15 protein-coding genes are annotated in these 15,362 nt (G+C 52.4%); 13 read left to right on the top strand and 2 right to left on the bottom strand.

Translation table 11 applies throughout. The features are described 5' to 3' along the window. Positions 1-139: 139 nt before the first annotated feature. Positions 140-439: a hypothetical protein gene (locus C162_RS36120; protein WP_156949693.1), complete on the bottom strand. Its 300-nt coding sequence runs from the start codon at positions 437-439 to the stop codon at positions 140-142. Between the two features lie 273 nt (positions 440-712). On the opposite strand from C162_RS36120, the gene C162_RS23330 reads away from it, so the two are divergent. The 7 genes from C162_RS23330 to C162_RS23300 all read left to right on the top strand — a co-directional run bounded on the left by C162_RS23330 (position 713) and on the right by C162_RS23300 (position 6,714). Further along, entirely contained in the window at positions 713-1,723 is a 1,011-nt protein-coding gene (locus C162_RS23330; RefSeq protein ID WP_036698270.1) for an acyltransferase family protein, read from the top strand. Positions 1,724-1,798: 75 nt separating this feature from the next. Further along, positions 1,799-2,224: a hypothetical protein gene (locus tag C162_RS23325; protein ID WP_051493866.1), complete on the top strand. Its 426-nt coding sequence runs from the start codon at positions 1,799-1,801 to the stop codon at positions 2,222-2,224. 399 nt (positions 2,225-2,623) lie between these two features. Next, on the top strand, positions 2,624-3,862 hold the full coding sequence (locus C162_RS23320) for a D-alanyl-D-alanine carboxypeptidase family protein (protein WP_084649022.1): 1,239 nt from the start codon (positions 2,624-2,626) through the stop codon (positions 3,860-3,862). A gap of 235 nt (positions 3,863-4,097) precedes the next feature. Continuing rightward, on the top strand, positions 4,098-4,451 hold the full coding sequence (spoIIAA, locus tag C162_RS23315) for an anti-sigma F factor antagonist (protein WP_036698267.1): 354 nt from the start codon (positions 4,098-4,100) through the stop codon (positions 4,449-4,451). Beyond that, entirely contained in the window at positions 4,448-4,903 is a 456-nt protein-coding gene (gene spoIIAB, locus C162_RS23310) for an anti-sigma F factor (RefSeq protein ID WP_036698265.1), read from the top strand. Before spoIIAA ends, spoIIAB begins: the two co-directional genes overlap by 4 nt. An 11-nt stretch (positions 4,904-4,914) precedes the next feature. Then, on the top strand, positions 4,915-5,670 hold the full coding sequence (gene sigF / locus C162_RS23305; RefSeq protein WP_036698262.1) for an RNA polymerase sporulation sigma factor SigF: 756 nt from the start codon (positions 4,915-4,917) through the stop codon (positions 5,668-5,670). Positions 5,671-6,174: 504 nt separating this feature from the next. Further along, entirely contained in the window at positions 6,175-6,714 is a 540-nt protein-coding gene (locus tag C162_RS23300; protein WP_036698260.1) for an RNA 2'-phosphotransferase, read from the top strand. Positions 6,715-6,816: 102 nt separating this feature from the next. On the opposite strand, the gene C162_RS37375 is transcribed toward C162_RS23300, so the two are convergent. Then, complete coding sequence (locus C162_RS37375; protein WP_051493865.1) at positions 6,817-9,048, bottom strand: YDG domain-containing protein; 2,232 nt, start codon at positions 9,046-9,048, stop codon at positions 6,817-6,819. A 323-nt stretch (positions 9,049-9,371) separates the two neighbouring features. Between C162_RS37375 and C162_RS23290 the strand changes: the two genes are divergently transcribed. The 6 genes from C162_RS23290 to C162_RS23265 all read left to right on the top strand — a co-directional run bounded on the left by C162_RS23290 (position 9,372) and on the right by C162_RS23265 (position 15,191). Next, entirely contained in the window at positions 9,372-10,973 is a 1,602-nt protein-coding gene (locus tag C162_RS23290; RefSeq protein WP_036698258.1) for a sigma-70 family RNA polymerase sigma factor, read from the top strand. Between the two features lie 235 nt (positions 10,974-11,208). Continuing rightward, positions 11,209-11,970 (top strand): metallophosphoesterase family protein, encoded by a 762-nt coding sequence (locus C162_RS23285; protein WP_327196392.1) that lies wholly within the window; start codon positions 11,209-11,211, stop codon positions 11,968-11,970. A gap of 85 nt (positions 11,971-12,055) precedes the next feature. Further along, complete coding sequence (locus C162_RS23280) at positions 12,056-12,661, top strand: TetR/AcrR family transcriptional regulator C-terminal domain-containing protein (RefSeq protein ID WP_036698255.1); 606 nt, start codon at positions 12,056-12,058, stop codon at positions 12,659-12,661. Between the two features lie 133 nt (positions 12,662-12,794). Next, on the top strand, positions 12,795-14,489 hold the full coding sequence (locus C162_RS23275) for an oleate hydratase (RefSeq protein WP_036698253.1): 1,695 nt from the start codon (positions 12,795-12,797) through the stop codon (positions 14,487-14,489). Positions 14,490-14,562: 73 nt separating this feature from the next. Beyond that, positions 14,563-14,784: a hypothetical protein gene (locus C162_RS23270; protein WP_036698252.1), complete on the top strand. Its 222-nt coding sequence runs from the start codon at positions 14,563-14,565 to the stop codon at positions 14,782-14,784. A gap of 95 nt (positions 14,785-14,879) precedes the next feature. Then, positions 14,880-15,191 carry a hypothetical protein gene (locus C162_RS23265; RefSeq protein WP_036698250.1) on the top strand — a complete coding sequence of 104 codons (312 nt, stop codon included), beginning with the start codon at positions 14,880-14,882 and terminating at the stop codon, positions 15,189-15,191. Positions 15,192-15,362: the final 171 nt, after the last annotated feature.

Genomic DNA, 15,362 nt, shown 5'->3' with positions numbered 1-15,362 from the left:
TACTGATGCCACGCCATTCTAACGCACGAACCACGCAATTCAATTCCGGACTAACCACACTCCACCAGCCTAACGCTTCCTCCGGGACTAAGTGCTCAGCGCGCCCCACCTTCCAATCAACACTCCTGGTACTCATTAATCAGCATCTCCAGTACCAAATCGAAAAACCGATTACATTCGGCGCTTCGGAGGCGCGTGGTCCAAATGTAATCGGGAAACCGACCACATTCGGCCCTGTGGAGGTGCGTGGTCCAAATGTAATCGAAAAACCGATTACATTCGGCGCTACGGAGGCGCGTGGTCCAAATGTAATCGAAAAACCGATTACATTCGGCACTTCGGAGGCGCGTGGTCCAAATGTAATCGGGAAACCGACCACATTCGGCCCTGCGGAGTTGCGTGGGTCCAATGTAATCGAAAAACCGATTACATTCGGCATCCCGCCTCCTACTTCTTGCACCCTACCAGCCGTTTTTCCTGCCCGCTAAGTCACCGGCAACACCGCCGGACTTTAGCCCTATTTGTGGGCCCGGAGGGGACATCGTCCCCCGCCTAGGCAGAAGGACTTATTTTTACAGAGTCTGCTCCGTTGTTAAGGGAATATCCTTTCAGAAATAACGCTGAAATATTTCACTGAAGTTTGAAAATAAAAACAAACCCTCTTATAATTACTTTAAATTGCAACTTATTTGGGAGGAGATGGGAGAAGACAGTGAACAAACCACGCGAATTATGGATTGATGCCGCCAAGGGATTCAGTATTATATTTGTTGTTATGGGCCACTCGGGCGATGCGGCAGCGAACCATTATTTGTCCTGGTTCCGGATGCCTTTGTTCTTCATGCTTAGCGGGCTGCTGTTTAAGCCGGTCGAACCCGGACGTTATCTGCGCTGGGCAGTGAAGCGGACACGGGGGCTGATGACTCCTTATTTTGCCTACGGACTCCTGATTGCGGCAGTGCTGCTGCTGTTCAACCTGAATCTTAAGGGGTTCGCAGAGAATGTAGCGAGGCTGCTCTACGGGGGATTGTCGCTCACGGGGCCTTACGGGGTGTTCTGGTTCATCACCTGCCTGCTGTTCACCCAGTTGCTGTTCGGATATATCGTCCGTTTTTCCCGCAGTATCCAATTTCTAATAATTGCCTCTGCTTACCTCCTCTCTCATGTGATCTCCCTGACCTCGCTCAAGAACTTCAACCTTCCCTGGAACATTGATGTGTCGCTGCTCGCCATCACTTATTATGCCATTGGCTTCTACGGCAAAAAGTTGATCCCTGCGCTGATCCGCCGCTATTCGGCGCTCCTGGTGCTGCTCCCGTTGTGCGGCCTTGTGCTGCTGCTGGAACGGAGGGGAATTATTCAGTACAGCTTGAATATGAAATACAAGGAATATACGTCACTCGTGCTGGATCTCGCAGTACCGCTGCTGGTCTCGTTGACCATTTGCGCCGGGGTGTACCGGCTGGTGCAGCTTGTTCCGCTGGATTGGATGGGCAGCCTGGGGCGCAACTCTATTGCGATCATGTACCTGCATCTGCCACTGAATTACAGCCTGAAATATCTGCTCGGCGCGGATTACGGGTTGATCCCCTTTACGCTGATCGGTGTGGGCGTGCCGCTGCTAGTGGCCATGTGGGCTGTACGCTCTCCGGTACTCTCCAGACTCTATCTCGGGCATAAGGGCGGGAGGCGTCCGGCAGTAAACTCTAGCAACGCACGTTAACGCGCGGACAGGTGCACAAGCTCTTTTTCATATTTTACATATACTTTAGTAGAATATGAAAAGGAGTGATACACTTTGGCCAAAATACTGTTAGATTATAACGCCTCTGTAGTTACACCTATTACTAACGGGGTTTCCATACCCGTCCCTATTTCTCCGGCAGGTATACAGATTGCAGGAACGTCGGTTCATATCGATCCGGCAGTTCCAGGACATTTTCCCAATAAGGTTGAACTGAAAGCCACCATCGGCGTGGATGTTACTCTGGATACTCCTAATGTGCTGGTCCGCATCTGGCGGGCAGGCACCGAAATATTCTATGCTCGGGTAGAGCTTGAAGAGAACTTCAATGACGACGGTATTATTTCGCTGCATATGGTAGATATCAACGTCCCGTCCGGTGTGCAGAACTATCAGCTGATTGTAGAGAACCAGGATGCGGACTCCATTGCTACAGTGGTGGGACCTGTTATATTCAGCGCTCTGGCTATCGGCGGATAGGCCATTCTTAGCACCACTTAAAGAGGCTTTCTCAAGTATCTGTGAAGATACCTGGGAAAGCCTTTTTTTGAAATCTATATATTGAACTAATGTTTTTTATGTTTTGGAATAAAACTTGACTCCAGAGAAGTCTTGGGCTTCCGGCCGCTGTTGTTTACAGATTTCATGATTTTATACCGTTTTGAACGGTTGAAATCCGTAGACAAAGGCGGTCGCTAGCGCTCCTCCAGTTCCAAAATTCCCCTCCGCCACTTTTCCTTAGCTAAAATTATTAGTTCGATCTATATAGTTTGAATTACAGTATGTATCTGTTTCACTAGATAGCTAATCCTTCTATTTCTCGCTGAACTGGAATAATTTCCTGCCATTCTGACGAAACTGGAACACAGTACCTGTGAAATGAAGGTTAAGTTCAGGAGGGGAACCATTGTGAGGAAAATTCGTTATGTAACGCTTGTGCTGTGCATTGCTGTGTCGGTTCTGGGAGGCGCTACAGGTGCCTGGGCCGAGGAAAAAGCCAAAGGCACCGCAAATTCCGGCAATGCCGGAGGGGCGGCTGCGGAGCTGGCGCCGGGGGCGCGTTCTGCTATTCTTATGGATGCCAGCACGGGCACGGTCATCTATGAGAAGAACAGCCATGATAAACTTCCGCCGGCCAGTATTACCAAGATTATGACCATGCTGCTGACCGTGGAGGCGCTGGACGAGGGCAAACTGCAGCTGACCGACAAGGTGCGGACCAGCGAGTATGCGGCATCGATGGGCGGTTCGCAGATTTTCTTAGAGCCGGGTGAGGAAATGACGGTGGACGATATGCTGAAGGGCATCGCGATGGCCTCCGGCAATGATGCTTCCGTAGCTATGGCGGAGAAAATCGCCGGCTCGGAGAGCGCCTTCGTCGATCTCATGAACCAGAGGGCGCAGAACCTGGGCCTGAAGGATACTCATTTCGCCAACTGCAACGGCCTGCCGGCTGCGAATCATTATTCCTCCGCGCATGATATTGCCGTCATTAGCCGGGAGCTGCTGAAGCATGAGCAGATTATCAAATACACCGGCTCTTATCAGGATTACCTGCGCAAAGATTCCACCAAGCCGTTCTGGCTGGTCAACACCAACAAGCTGGTGCGGTTCTACACAGGGGCTGACGGACTGAAGACGGGATATACGTCCGAAGCGAAGTTCTGTCTGTCGGCGACGGCGGCCAGAGACGGCCTGCGTGCTGTAGCGGTAGTGCTGGGCGAGCCGAACACCAAGACCCGTAACAGCGAGGTCTCAGCGATGTTCGACTACCTCTTTTCCCAATATAAATTGCATACGATTCACAAGGCAGGCGACACCATCGGCACGGTAAGGATTGAGAAGGGCGTGAAGTCGCAGCTGCCGCTGGTGGCGAAGGAAGACTATAGTGTGCTGCTCCGTAAAGGAGTGACTCAGGAGGGCATCCGCCACGAGCTGGTGCTGAATGAGCAGGTGAAGGCTCCGGTGGCTGAAGGCCAGACGGTCGGCAAGCTGGTGGTCTATCAGGGGAACGATGTGTTGAAGGAATATGAGCTGAAGGCAGGCGAAACGATCCCGAAGGCGGGCTGGTGGAAGCTGTTCAAGCGGGCCACGGGCGCTATGTTCACGAAGGATTAGAGGCTGCCGATCCATTTGATCTGCCAACCGCCGCACATGCTCCAGTATTTCACCTGTTCGCGATTTGTTCCTTTTTGTAGATTGAACTAGGGGCTTTGTGTAAGTTCTTAGGAGTTTTCTTCTAGTTTTGTCGTGAGGCAGGAATCCTCAATTGCGGTGTAGAAACCTTGTCCTTGTAGGGGAAAGAAATGGTTACAGGGCGGTTGTCCAAGCAACGAAGAGGAGAGTGGCAAGCATGAATTCTCATGTGGAGATGGAGCATCACCGGGGTGTGCTGATTGTCCGGTTGTCCGGGGAACTGGATCATCACGCAGCCGATTATGTACGTATGGATATGGATGAAGCAATTATGCGGGGCCAGGTGGAGCATCTGATCCTGAGTCTGAAGGAGCTGCAGTTCATGGACAGCTCGGGTCTCGGAGTGATTCTGGGACGGTACAAGCTGATCCGCAGTAAGGGCGGCAAAATGGCAGTCTGCGATGCCACAGCGCCTGTGAAGCGCCTGCTGGAAATGTCGGGCCTGTTCAAAATCATGCCCCTATATGACGACGAGAGCTCTGCACTCTCGGATTTGGAGGTCGCGTTATGACTAGTAGCGAAGCCCGTAACTTCATGAGTGTCCAATTTGCTGCGCTGTCTGAGAATGAATCGTTCGCGCGTGTCGTAGTGGCGGCCTTTGTCTCCCGGCTCGATCCGACGATGGAGGAGCTGAATGACCTGAAGACGGTAGTCTCGGAGGCTGTCACCAATTGTATTATTCACGGTTATGACAGTGATCCCGCTGGCGTTGTCAGTATATCCGCTTCGCTCGACAATGAGACCGTGCACCTGACGATTGAGGATAAGGGCCGGGGCATTGAGGATCTGGAGCTGGCCCAGCAGCCGCTGTATACCTCGAAGCCGGAGCTGGAGCGGTCAGGTATGGGCTTCACCATTATGGAGAATTTCATGGATGAATTCGAGGTTATCAGCGAACCGGGACGCGGAACCTCAATCTCCATGAAGAAAACCATCGTCTCGAAAAAAGCTTTATACAATTAGGGGTTGGAGCCATGGAAGCAGAATCAAAAAAAGCTCCGCCGACCTATTTGGACGATGCGGAGGTCAAACGTCTAATCGCGCTCAGTCAAGCAGGGGACCATACGGCCCGCGACACGCTGGTCAACTGCAATATCCGCCTCGTCTGGTCGGTGGTGCAGCGGTTTATGAACCGTGGATACGAACCGGATGATTTGTTCCAGATCGGCTGTATCGGACTGCTGAAGTCCGTTGATAAATTCGACCTCAGCTATGAGGTCAAGTTCTCCACCTATGCGGTGCCGATGATTATCGGCGAGATCCAGCGGTTCCTCCGCGATGACGGCACGCTTAAGGTCAGCCGCTCGCTGAAGGAGATGGCCAACAAGGTGCGCAAGATGAAGGATGAGATGTCCAAAACGCTCGACCGCCTCCCGACCATCGGTGAAGTGGCCGAAGCGCTGGGCGTCACGCCCGAAGAAATCGTCTTCGCCCAGGAAGCCAACAAGCCGCCGACTTCGATCCACGAGACCGTCTTCGAGAACGACGGCGATCCGATCACGCTGATCGACCAGATCGCCGACGAGTCGCAGGAGCGCTGGTTCGACAAGCTGGCCTTGAACGAGGCCATCGGCGCTCTAAGCGAGCGCGAGCGTCTGATCGTGTATCTGCGCTATTACCGCGATCAGACCCAGTCCGAAGTCGCCAGCCGCCTCGGTATCTCGCAGGTGCAGGTGTCGAGGCTGGAGAAGAAGATCCTCGCGAACATCCGCGAGCAGATTGCGCAGTAAGGGTGGAAGTTACAGCGCGTCTCGGCTGATATGGCCGTTGATAAGCAGCAGCGGGTGGCGTATACCGTAGAGTGGCATCGGTCGCAGCGGGTATGTTGAAACATTAGGTAGAGGCAACAGTTCAGTACGTCCGATACAGCAGTCGGGTTAACTGTAGTGCTTAGCAAGAGTTAAGTATGTGATGTACAGTGACGGGTGCAAGGCGGGCCGCCCCTTAGAGGGGCGGCTTTTTGCGTGCGCTCACAGTGAGACTAAGTACCACCACGATCATTGTGCTACCCGGACTCAGATTCCCTTATTCGGCCCAAATGTCTCTTTTTAGAGCTGAAACGGACTCAGTGGAGCTTATCTTGTCTATCCAGCTCCTAATCAAGCGAAATGCAGCCACATAGCGGCATCTGAGTCCGCGCATTTCATATATCCGCCGGATTAGGCTGAACTCGTAACAATCGATGATTGCGGCAACTAACTAGAGATCCAAATGAATATGGAGGACTAAAGCCAATGGATTATGCGAAGCTCAGCAAAGAGGTTTCCTACGCCCTGCGTCACGCGCCGTGGGAATATGAACTGGAATTGGATGAACAGGGGTGGGTGGATATTGAACAGCTGCTTCACTCGCTGCATCAGGACAAGAAGTGGGAAGCAGTCGGTGCAGAGGATCTGGACAAAATGATCGCAGCATCGGATAAGCAGCGGCATGAGCTTGCGGAGGGTAGAATAAGGGCGCTGTATGGTCACTCGGTCCCGCGAAAAATAATCAAGCAGGCTGAAACGCCGCCCCCTATTCTGTACCATGGAACAGCCAGGCAATGGGTAGAGACGATTCTGCACGAAGGACTGAAACCAATGAAGAGGCAGTATGTTCATTTCTCGGTGGATACGGATACAGCCAAGCTGGTGGGAGGTCGCAAGGATTCAAGTCCTGTAATCTTAACCATAGATGCCGGGCGGGCCGCACAGGAAGGAATTAAGTTCTACCACGGAAATCATAATATCTGGCTGGCGGACCATATTCCACCTCAATTTATTGCTGGTTTGTAGCCTGCTCTAAGCAACCAACCCACTACAACAAAAGCGCCCCAGCCAGCCGGTTCACGGCTCGCGGGACGCTTTTATTAATACCATGTGATCACAGATCTCTGCTTAAGGCGCTACAATCGCACCTGTTGAAATCATATAATTACCGGGTGTCAAATAGTTGCCGGCATCTTCGCCGGATAAGGTGTAGACAACAGTGATGAGTTTGCCGCTGCCGACAGCAGCATCGCTGTATGTTGCTGTTGCACTGACTGTGACATCATCGCCAGGAATGACTCCGATCAGGGTGCCGGGGGTGAACTGGACCGATGTATTTCCATCATAGATCTTGGATTCTGTAATCACTGGTGTTGTAATGTTGAGCTGTAAAGCAGTGATAATACCTGTATTAATGGTGTAGCTAACTGGTGGAATATAGTTACCCGCATCTGCTCCTGTTAAGGTGTAGGAGATGGTGATGATTTTGTTCACTCCCACGTTAGGAGTGTCATAGGTACCGGCGGCATGCACGGTCACATCATCCCCTTCAATAATATCGGTTACAGCACCGACAATCACTGCCGCTGTTGTAGTTCCGTCATAGACTCTGGAGCGTGTGATCTGATCCCGGTCAATCTCGCCATTGGTAACGATGTAGCTCACAGGTGCAATATAATTGCCTGCATCTGCTCCGCTAAGCGTATAGACTACAGTTATGGTCTTGCCCGTCCCAATGGCAGATGTATCATAGTTGGCAACGGCGCTCACAGTGACATCTTCCCCGGGAACTACCCCTAGAAGCTGTCCGGGAGTCACCGCTGCTGCTGTTGTTCCGTCCTTGAACTTCGCCAAGGTCAAATTCGTAGCTTCGATGGTTAACGGATGGAGTGCGATGCTGCCCGTATTCACGATATAGGGAGCGGGTGCAAGATAGCTGGCTGCTTGCGCTCCGCTTAATGTGTAGGTAACGGTTATAGTCTTGTTCACCCCAAGCGCTGCGCTGTTGTAGGCAGCAGAGGCCTGCACATTAACATCGTCACCGCTCAGCACACCGGTCAGCGAATTTGCGGTTACTGCTGCTGAGGCAGTGCCGTCATAGGTTTTGGACTCCGTCAAGGAGGCGGGAAGCCCTATGGTCAACTCAATCACTCTAACCTCAATCGTGCTGGAAGGGGCCGAGATATTGCCGGAGCCATCTACAGCATACACAACATAATGACCGGCAGGCAGACCTTGCGTATTCAGCGGGGAATAGACGGAGGCGGTTACCGCCAGCTTTTTACCCAGAGCAGCATGAACAGAATCATCCAGACCGGTTGCAGTTCCGGCCACTGTGGAGGGGACCAGATACAAGTAACCCGCTTCGTTGCTTGTTCCGTATACATTATCTCCTACAGTAACCGCTCCAAGGGTCACACTGGTAAGTAAAGGGGCTGACGTATCGCCTGGATTAGGAGTAGGTGCTGGTGTAGGAATTGGCGTAGGAGCTGGTGTAGGAGCTGGTGTAGGAATTGGTGTAGGAACTGGTGTAGGAACTGGTGTAGGAACTGGTGTAGGTATTACTGTAGGTGTTGGTGTCGCTACTGGTGTAGCTGTAGGCGCAGCCGTTGGATCGGAAGGGACATAGGTGCTCCGAACCGGCGTAGGTGTAGCAGTTGGTGTGGCTGTTGGACTAGCTGCCGGTGAGGTGGTTGCTGAAGGTGTGTCTCCACCATTTCCAGGAGTACTGGCTGGAGCCTCCTCAATAACTTTGGTGCGTGTTAAGGACACTACGGCTTCCGCACGGGTAATATCCCTGCCGGGTCTGAAGCTGTTATCTTCCGAGTAACCCTTCATGACTCCTGACGCAGCCACGGCATTGACAGAATCCAGTGCCCAGGCGGCAATATCCTTGGAATCGCTGAAAAGAGCACCGGTCTTAGCGGCATCCAGCTTCAACAACCGGTTGATGATCACTGCGGCTTCCTGTCTGCTGATCGTCTTGCCGGTACCGATGGTACCATCTGAATATCCGCTGATATATCCGGCCTTTACTGCTTTGGCAACCTCGGTGTAGGCCCAGTTGCTTGCAGAGAGATCCTTATAGGCCACAGGTGCCGTCTCGGTGAATCCGAAGGCGCGGTTGATGAGCGCCATGAATTCTGATCTTTTCAGACTATTGTCCGGTTTGAAGCTGCCGTCGGCATATCCCTGAATGAAGCCTTTTTCAACCCAATCTGTAACCTCGCCTTGTGCCCAGTGGCCTGTGATGCCTGTTAAAGAAGGTGCCGAAGCACCTAGAGCTGTCTCCAGGGGAGTAAATAGTGTGGTTGCTATCATTAGTGTGGAAAGAAGAAGCATGCCGGGTCTATGGTTCAATGTGACGCCTCCTGAAAGTGTATTATCTTCGCTAACATAGGCCAGGGGGTATTGCTAGACATCCTCCGGTGCAACAGTTTTGGCCTTCATGATGGGTTAAATGAAATAATAGTAACATATATTATTAAAAATTAATTAAAATAAATATAATCTTTGGAAATTTAATTTTTCAAAATTTAAACCTAACATTGGTCAATTAATTCAGGCTATGAAATAGGTGGATTTGTTCCTTTCTGGAGCCTTATTTGTAACCTTTCTCCCCCTTAATGGCACTTAGTAGTGTAACGTGATCAAGACTTACAGAAATGAGGTTCGGTAGACAGATGCAACAGTGGATTGAACGAGTGCAGCAGGGCGATGCCGAAGCCTTCCGGGAGCTTAGCGGGCATGTGCGGGGGATGGCTTACGTAGTAGCCTACGATATGCTCAGCGATGTACAGCTCGCGGAAGACGCGGTGCAGGAAGCCTTGCTGGAGGCGTATATGAATCTTGGCAGCCTTCAGGAGCCGGCCGCGTTCCCGGGATGGTTCAAAACGATCGTGGTCAGGCAATGCCACCGGCTGCTGCGGCGTAAGACAGAGACAACCCTGCCTCTGGAGGCAGCGGAGCAAGTGCCCGGGTCATCCCCCGGTGCAGCGGAGATTGTTGAATACCGGGAATGGACACAGGTGCTGCACAATTCAGTGTTGGAATTGTCCGCCAAGCTGCGGGTACCGCTGCAATTGTTCTACTTCTACGGGTACTCGCTTCAGGAGATTTCCGTGTATCTGGGTCTTCCCGTCGCTACGCTGAAGAAAAGGCTGTATGACGGCAGACGCAAGCTGAAGGGCGCTTTACCTGTTGCCGATCTGGCTGCTGCATTCCATCTGTTACATGAAGGGGGAGCACGTATGCTGCATATTGTGAATGGTGACACGGTGGGAGATAAGCTGAAACGGGGAATTGTCCAGGGAGAGGTGCTGGTGTGGAGAGAGATCTATTCGGCAGGTCCGATCTTCACCGATCCGGCGGCAGAGCAGAATCGGCTGCTGCGGGCTGAGGTACTACAGGGCACGATGGGTATTCCGGCGGCTGAATATCTGGCGGGCTGTGCGGAGCAGGAGCGCAGAATTAGCGGATTCCGCCAGTATGATGAGGTGGTGCTGTGGTTTGAGCATGATCTCTTCGACCAGAGTATGTTGGCCTACCTATTACACTGGTTCAATGGGCAAAATCTGGGCAATACGAAGCTGAGCCTGCTCTGCATCGGAGAATTCCCCGGGATCGAGCGGTTCCATGGTCTGGGACAGCTGACGGAAGCCCAGCTTAGCACCCTGCCGGGAACCTGGCGGAAAATTGGCCGCAAGGAGCTGCAACTGGGGAGCCTGCTGTGGGAGGCATACGCGGCTGCCGATCCAAGCGAGCTGGCTGATCTGCTTGCAGCGAAGCGGGAGGAGCTGGCGGGGGGCACGCTTGTTTTTGCCTATGATGCCTTCATGGCCCATCTCTCCCGCCTGCCTTCCGTAGAGAATGGACTCGGCATTGTCGAACAGACCACTCTCCAAGCTGTAGCTAGCGGTATGGATACGCCGCTTAAGCTGTTCCGTCAGGTTACGGATCAGCTCCACCGGCTTGGCATGGGCGATACGGAATACTGGAAGATCCTGCGCACACTTACAGCCGGAAAACAGCCGCTGCTTGAAATCGAGGGTGCGTCAGAGCTAACAGATTACAGGGAAGTACCGGAATTCCTGCACCGCAGCGTTACGCTGACTGGATGGGGGGAGCAACTGTTGGCCGGAGCAGCCGACCGCTTACAGCTGCAAAGTATCGATGAATGGTTCGGCGGCCTGCATCTGAAGGGTCATGACGTCTCTTGGCGCTGGGACCGCGCTGCGGGACAGCCTGTAAGCACCCGTCATCCGCACGGACGGAATAGAATGTAATCAGGAGGTTTCCCTGCTAAGCTGAACGCTTGGCGGGTGAACCTCTTTTTGTTTTTTTAGAAAATTATTAATTCAGTTTGTTGTGGAGCAGGAGTGTTAAAACCAATGTATGTCAAAAACCGAATACAATCGGTCAGTGTGAGGCGCGTGGGCCAAATGTTCACCGCAGCGCCGACCATGCTGCAAGTTCAGCTCTGGAGTGCGCCTGATGCTCTATATAGTATAATAGTTTCAACTGAAAAAGGAGGAGAGCGGCATCAGAACATTAGTAATCAGTGACATCCACGGCTGTATAGAGGAATTCAACCTGCTGCTCCGCCGGGCGGAGTATAACCCCTCCAGGGATCAATTGATCCTGCTGGGCGATTATGTGGACAGAGGACCTGACAGTAGGGCGGTCGTGGAACAGGTGAAGCGGCTTGCCGAGGCAGAGGGGGTTATTGTGCTGCGGGGCAACCATGATCAGATGGCCTGCGATGCGTTGGCGGGAGAGGATGATAAGCGGGATACCCACTGGATTACGAATGGGGGATTCCACACCCTGCTAAGCTATTGCGGAGGCCGGGATTCGGTCCTGCTGCACCCGGATTCAGGCTGGAGGGACTATACAGAGATGAAGCGGTTCATGCGTACGGAGTATAAGGAGCACCTGGATTTCTTGGGTTCGCTGCCCTATTACTATGAGACGCAGACCCATCTGTTCGTTCATGCGGGCATTGATCCTTCCCTTGCCGACTGGCGGACCCAGCGGGAGTATGATTTTATCTGGATTCGGGAGCCTTTCTACAATCATCCTGTTACTTCTACGGAGAAGACGGTCGTATTCGGTCATACCTCTACGGTAGATCTGCAGGACGGGGCAGGAGTCTGGTTCAGTCCGCTGGGTGACAAAATAGGCATCGACGGCGGCTGTGTGTACGGGGAGCAATTGAATTGTCTGGAGATTAGTGAAGAAGGATATAAGACCTATGCGGTCAGGCTTGGCGAGCGCGAGTAATAAGGGCTGCGAAGCAGACGGGGTGAAAACAAACTCGTAAATGGTTATAATTGGAATATCAAATCCGAATGTTTAGGAGGAAGAAATGTCCAATTCACTTTTAACGAAGAACGCGTTAGCCCGGTCCCTGAAGAAGCTTATGCTCACAAGGCCGCTGAATAAAATAACGATCCAGCAGCTCACAGCGGATTGCGGGGTGACCCGCCATACGTTCTATAATCATTTTCAGGATATCTATGAGCTGCTCGGCTGGATCTACAAGTCAGAAGTAATTGAAGGACTGGATCAATACTGCTGCTGGGCGGGCTGGAAGCAAGGGTTCTTAAGCGTCCTGCGCTATACCGTAAATAACAAAACCATCTGTCTGAATACCTTCCATTCGCTGGGACGCGAGCATCTGGAGCAATTCCTGTACGGAGTGATTTACCGCGTCATGATCAGCGTAGTGGAGGAGCTGGACAGGCAGGCGTGGCCTGGACAGGAGCAGATCCCAGAACCTGTAAGAGTACAGGCCAGACTCGATATAGCCGATTTCTACACGCTGGCCATCCTTGAACAGGTGATCCACTGGCTCAGAGCAGGAGCGAATACAGATCCGGCCGGAGTGGTGGACAAGGTATCGCGGATTATGGACGGATGCATTGCCCGGGGGCTTGAGCATTATCAGTCTGCGGTGCACCCGGCGAAGTAATGACACAATGTCCGGCGGATGTGTAATCCCTAGACAGTAGCGTCCGGCTGTCCATAGAATCCCTGATTCACGGCGGGTATAGTGAAGGCAGTTAGCAGGCACTTATCCCCTGATCAAGGAAGGAAGAGGACACATGGGTACATATCAAAGAATTCATCCGCAGGTACAGGAAGGCATCGCTTCACGCAAGGCTTATCTCGTCGGAGGAGGAATCGGCTCCCTGTCGGCGGCGGCATTCCTGATCCGTGACGGGCAGATGCCCGGCCGGAATATTCATATTCTGGAGCAATCATCTATATACGGCGGTTCCATGGACGGGGCGGGCAATGCCAAGGACGGCTACAGCGCCCGGGGCGGACGCGAGATTGAAGAGCACTTCGAATGCTTCATGGAGCTGTTCGGCTTCATCCCTTCCTTGAGCAATCCGGACCGGACGGTGCTGGATGCATTCCGGGAGCTGAACCTGGCAGAACCGATTGAATCGCATTGCCGTCTGGTTGAAAAGCAAGGCACCCCCGCCGACTTCTCCTCGCTTGGACTTTCAACCGCACATGCGCTGCAGTTAGGCAAGCTGACGCTGGCTACCGAAGAGAGACTGGGCGCGGTGACGATTGAGCAGTTTTTTGATCCGAGCTTCCTGGAGACGAATTTCTGGTATTTCTGGCGCTCCATGTTCGCCTTCGAGAACTGGCATAGTGTGGTTGAGGTCAAGCGTTATATGGAACGGTTCATGCACCTGATCTCCGGGATGAACCAGCTGAAGGGGATTCTGCACACCGAATACAACCAGTTCGACTCGCTGATCCTGCCGCTGATGAAGTGGCTGGAGCGTGAGGGCGTTCAGTTTGACAAAGGGCACCAGGTCACGGATCTGGAGCTTGATATCAAGGGGGATGAGAAGGTTGTAACCGCGATTCAGGTGCTGGTGAACGGTTCGCCGAAGACGATTCCGGTGACACGCGGGGATCTGGTCATGGTCACGAACGGCTCAATGACAGAGAATTCTACCGTTGGCGATCTGGACCATCCGGCGGTGCTGAACCGCTCCGTTACAGAACGCGGCTGCTGGAGCCTCTGGGGCAAGCTTGCTGCTAAGTCCCCGGATTTCGGCCGTCCCGAGGTGTTCTGCGGGGATATCGACAAGTCCAAATGGCTGTCATTCACGATGACTTTTACCGATGATGAGATTGTATTCCCTTATCTGCTGGAACTGACGGGAGATGCTCCCGGCATAGGTGGGGTGGTGACGATCAAAGACTCCAGCTGGATGATGTCCTGGACCGCACCCAAGCAGCCGCATTTCATCAACCAGCCGGACAATGTGAAGGTGCTGTGGGCGTATGGCCTGTTCCCGGATGCCGAGGGCGACTATATTAAGAAAAAAATGAGCGACTGCACCGGACGTGAGCTGCTGGAGGAACTGTGCTACCATATGGGGCTTGCGGACCGCATTCCCGAGATTCTGGAGCATACCACGAATGTCATCCCTTGTATGATGCCTTATATCACTGCCCAGTTCATGCCGCGTGTTCTTGGCGACCGTCCGCAGGTCGTGCCGCAGGGCAGTGTGAATCTGGCCTTCCTCGGCCAGTTTGCCGAAGTCCCGGATGACTGTGTGTTCACGGTGGAGTATTCGGTCCGCTCCGCGATGATGGCTGTATATGAGCTTTTGAAGCTGGAAAAAGAAGTGATTCCCGTCCATCCGAGTAAATATGATGTTCGTGTGCTGCTGACCGCGCTCCGCACCTGTCTGGGCAACAAGCCGCTGCCGCTCGATAAGACGCTCGGTGAGCTGCTGGCGGGAACGGTACTCTCGAAATTGATCTAGCTTCCAGGATTCGACAGGATTCGTACGCAGATTATGATACATTTAGATTAAAACTTTCTGCGGAGGAACCCTGATGAAGAGAATTTTGAGCCGGATCGCACTTGTACTGCTGCTTATGACCTTTGCAGCCATTGTATTGTGCTTCTATTTCAACCAGTTTACCTATGCCTATGGTCTGATTGTAGTGCTGTTGTTGATCTTTGGTGCCATGGGCCAGCTCTATAAGCTGAAGAATGATGAATATATGTACTCCAAGCTGAACAAGAGAGACGTATACGAGGATTACACGAGGTAGCTGATTCCGCTGTACAGGCATGCGAGGGGACCGGCAGACATAGGATGGTAATAAGCAAGCGCTTAACCATTCAGTCACTGCAGGAGGAGAATCGAGTGAACGAGAGACTGGCGGCTGTTATTCTGCGGATTGATGGAATTGCTACGGATATTCTTGTACCGCTGCGCCGTAAGACCATTAATGAAGCGGCTCTGCTTCAGCTCTATGAGGCGCTGGATGAGACGTATGCTCTGATGGAGCATGAGCGGCAGATTGACCGGGAACTCGCTGCCATCCTCTTCCAGCTCTATTCACAGCTGGTAACCCAATCTAATTACGTATATGACAAAAGCCTCTTCGTGCCGCATATCGGCAAGCTGCAAGGGTACATCCGCAAAATATTTGGCGGTACGCTTCAGAATGTATAGAAATCAAATAACAGCCAATCTGACAGCCTATGCTCCAGCTACATCTCTAACAGGATGGAACCGGGAGGATAGGCTGTTTTTGTTTATTTTTTTTGTCCATTGCCAAACCTTGACCTGTTCCTTTACAATATTATAATGATAATGAGAATCAATTTCAAAGAAACAGGTGAC

The organism is Paenibacillus sp. FSL R7-269 (assembly GCF_000517865.1).
Classification (GTDB): Bacteria; Bacillota; Bacilli; order Paenibacillales; family Paenibacillaceae; genus Paenibacillus_AQ.
Note: the sequence above shows the minus strand (reverse complement) of the source record. Positions and strands in the feature narration are given on the sequence as shown.